Origin of the sequence: Microcoleus sp. D3_18_C4, from assembly GCF_036702355.1 — a bacterium.
In the GTDB taxonomy this organism is placed as follows: Bacteria; Cyanobacteriota; Cyanobacteriia; order Cyanobacteriales; family Microcoleaceae; genus Microcoleus.
In genome coordinates, this window is record NZ_JAUBTF010000144.1 from 535 (window position 1) to 3,949 (window position 3,415).

4 protein-coding genes and 1 pseudogene are annotated in these 3,415 nt (G+C 37.8%); all 5 read right to left on the reverse strand.

All coding sequences use genetic code 11. The features are described from left to right. Nucleotides 1-219 precede the first annotated feature (219 nt). A complete protein-coding gene (locus QUA90_RS30130) occupies nucleotides 220-585 on the reverse strand; it encodes a hypothetical protein (protein WP_333332780.1) in 366 nt (121 codons plus the stop codon). A gap of 223 nt (nucleotides 586-808) precedes the next feature. After that, a complete protein-coding gene (locus tag QUA90_RS30135; RefSeq protein WP_333332783.1) occupies nucleotides 809-1,285 on the reverse strand; it encodes a transposase in 477 nt (158 codons plus the stop codon). 52 nt (nucleotides 1,286-1,337) lie between these two features. Then, complete coding sequence (locus tag QUA90_RS30140) at nucleotides 1,338-1,865, reverse strand: winged helix-turn-helix domain-containing protein (protein ID WP_333448764.1); 528 nt, start codon at nucleotides 1,863-1,865, stop codon at nucleotides 1,338-1,340. A 90-nt stretch (nucleotides 1,866-1,955) separates the two neighbouring features. After that, complete coding sequence (locus QUA90_RS30145) at nucleotides 1,956-2,543, reverse strand: hypothetical protein (RefSeq protein WP_333448765.1); 588 nt, start codon at nucleotides 2,541-2,543, stop codon at nucleotides 1,956-1,958. A 408-nt stretch (nucleotides 2,544-2,951) separates the two neighbouring features. Beyond that, nucleotides 2,952-3,165 (reverse strand): annotated as a pseudogene (locus QUA90_RS30155) (ISKra4 family transposase); the annotation flags it as partial. Between the last annotated feature and the right edge of the window lie 250 nt (nucleotides 3,166-3,415).

Consider the following 3,415-nt stretch of genomic DNA (forward strand, 5'->3'; position numbering starts at 1 on the left):
GCGTTCCTGATTATTTTTTCCCGAAAGTCACAAAAGAGGGTTAAGCAACTGTGCCTGAACATGTACCTCAATGGTATGGGGCTGCAGGGCACCCTTGCGAGTCACCGGAATCCACTACACTACGATCATCCACTGGATAAGGGAAGCTGGTTACCAAATCCGTGATGCGCCACAGTTCGAGGAAATCCCCGAAATTACCTGGGGGGGTGACAAAGAGGTCTATGAGATAGACTGTATAAGGGTTGCGGCCCGCATACCTTGTTGATAAAAGCGCCGTTTGTTTGGAGTTAACTTCATTAACTGTTCTACCTCGTCAGAATATTGTTCGAGATAATTGACCCACTTTTCTCCATCTAAACCAACACCAAATGTACTGCGTCTTCGATATCTTTTTTTAGGTTCTTGACGCCGGCATACATATTTTGCTACCTGCTTTTTTCTCATTTCAGTGCCTTGAAATATTCCCGAACTGTAGGCGAGTGTCATGAGTAAAATCATGTTGATAAGTCGGTCTCCTTTTAAGCTAGTTCCTTCAAGATCGTAGCCTCCTGTTTTACAATCTCGAAACATTTCTTCAATGCCCATCCGTTGCTTGTAAGCATCGATAGCTGCCGGCCATGACCCTAAATTCGTGAGAATAAACCACGCTTCATCAACCTTCCATCCCCCGTAGTTTCTTTTCCACTTACAAGTAACATCAAATCCAGTATAGCAATCCTAAAGGATTTTCTATATTTATAAACAATCCTAAATAATTTTCTGTTTGTAAGTATATTGACGTATTTTGGGGAAATCAAATTTATGTTCCTTAGTAAAAAACTCTCTCCAAAAATTTGACAATCTTAAAAGACCTACATAAATACCAATACTTTCTTAAAAAGTTTTTAGCTTGTAACCAAATATCTTCAACTGGATTCTGTTGGGGAGCATTGGGAGCAAATAAAATACAAGTAATTGACCAATTCTCAGGTTCTTTGTCACCATTTAGTTCTAATAAAAATTCTCTGAATTCTCCATATTTATGATAACTAGCTCCATCCCAAATCAAGATAAGTTTGCGATTTTTATATTTATTTTGTAAGTATTTTATGAACTTAACTGTTGACTTTCCATCACCAGATGGATGGCTCTGAATATGGAATTCTTTGCTTTGATAATTGAGTGCGCCAAAATAAGTTTGTCTATCTTTTTTATTGGTAATTGGGACTTCAATTCTGATTTGGGATTGACCCCAAACATAACCAGTCAGATCACCATGAAGTAGATGACATTCATCTAAAAACAATACTATTATTTCCCCCGATTCTATACCAGCCTTGTGTTTAAATAAAATATCGTTAATTTCTTCCCTCTTTTTTTTTTACCAGTTCTTCATCGGATTTGGGATTAATTTTTTGAGTCTTTTTCCAACTAATATTAGCAGCAGCAAAAAGTTCATAATAACTCTGTTTTGATTTATAGCTCACACCAAACTCTTGTTCTACATAAGTCACCAATTCCTCTAAGTTCCAATATTCTTTATTCTTTAACCACTCGACTACTACATCCGTTTGTCGCTCTGTTAAATACCCTTGTGAGCCTTTATATCGTAGTTTTATTCCTTCGATGCCTTGGGTTTTAAAAATCTTTTTCCAATAACCCACAAAGAATTTACTTACACCTAATATTTTGCTAATTTCATGATACAGCTTACCTTCAAGCGCCATCCTGACAGCTATTGCTCGTTTTAGTTCTCTTGCATCGATATCGCTTTTAATGAAAGATTCTAATTGGGGTATTTCTTTTTCCATATCTATGGGTGGCAGTTGTAAGTTATTCATTTTTTTGTCATAATCAAGTATTGCATATAATTGTACCGTACTCATGATAATGATTTAGGATTGCTATAGCAGGCTGAGTTTTTCTGACTCTTTTACCTTGAAAATATCAAGAGGTTTAAGAGTATTATTCCTAATTCATCTAACCGTTGCCAAACTAAATGTTCCGTTGCGATTAAGATGATTCTTTTTTAGTCTTAAACAAAAAGATACACCCTTTTCCCTCAGCCAGTTTCCCAAATCGACATAACAAAATTCACGGTCTCCTAAAACGATAACTTTATATTCTGAAAATAATGGTAAAACTTGCTGTAAATTGGTAGGATGTGACTCGAAGCTACTGTTTCCTAATTTTGGCAACAGTGACCAGTATAATGGAATTGCTCTTCGTTCCCAGATCAGGCTAACCATAAAGAGATTAATGCGCCCCCATTGACTGCGGTCGATTGCAATTGATAAAGCTTGACCAACACGGCAATAAGTAATCAACCAACAAGTAATTAATGGGAACCAAATTAGTGAGATAGTTAAGTTCGGTAAATCGAGAAATTTTTGTAGTTTTCTACGCCGACTTTCTGTTGTAATTGGATAGGGAAATACCCGGGAGAGCCGTTCTAATCTCACTTGTTTTTCTGATTGTATCAAGGGTAGCAATATTCCAATCAGTTTAAATTGAGCTGAACTTAGTTGTTTTTTTAAATGAATGAGGTAGAATGTTGGTATCATTATTTTTGAGATAGGCAAGCGTGTAACAATTATACTGCCTATCTTTTGTGAGCAGCGGATTGGCTCAATCCTTACAAAGGTATGGGTTTCAGGCTGGTTGTTACCCCCCCAGCGAAATTACAGACCTTGATGAACTCCAGACCTTCACGGGCAACAAGGGTAATAAACTTTGGATTTGGACAGCAGTTAATCACAAGCAACCAGGAGTCTTAGCCTCGAAAATCGGAGATCATAGTGCAGAAACTTTTAAGCCTTTGTAGCGGATTGTCAAGTGTTGGCAATGTTTATTTGAACCCACATTCCGCACCCTCAACTGTCACAATCGGAAATTACGGAGATCAAAAAGCAAAGCTTGCATAAAAAGAGACATCGGGAGCATCTCAAATATGTAATGAGTATAAATACTATTCAGACCAAAGCGAGATTTAAATAAGCACAACGATGTTTCAGAACTTGAGCCAGATTGTCACGATTCCACCCGGCCCCGGATATTTTGATTCTCCGTCCAATCTGTTTAATTGTCGCCTCGACAGCAAAGCGAACCAATTGTGATCTTTTGAGACTGCATCGCCTGATAATCAGGAATTCTACATCGATGTCGTTCTAGATAATCCAGAAAGTTCTTGACGTGAGGTATAGCCTTTCTCAGAAAGATGAGGTATCATGTTACTGACACTCACTCCTGAGGGTCAAACAGAGAAGATCAGCTCAAATGAACTATAATTACATGGTTCAGTAAAGCCACGCGAAAGCCATACCACACATAATAGCATTTTTTTGACAGCACGCGATGGTCATTGGTAACAAGTTAAGCCTGTATGGCAGTTGTCAAGGGGATTTGAGAAGATGTGTCAAAGAAAAATTGCTCCAGG

Excerpts from the sequence above, each read along its gene's own strand:
- QUA90_RS30130 (WP_333332780.1), bottom strand. The coding sequence starts at position 585 with ATGGGCATTGAAGAAATGTTTCGAGATTGTAAAACAGGAGGCTACGAT.
- QUA90_RS30140 (WP_333448764.1), bottom strand. The coding sequence starts at position 1,865 with ATGAGTACGGTACAATTATATGCAATACTTGATTATGACAAAAAAATG.
- QUA90_RS30145 (WP_333448765.1), bottom strand. The coding sequence starts at position 2,543 with ATGATACCAACATTCTACCTCATTCATTTAAAAAAACAACTAAGTTCA.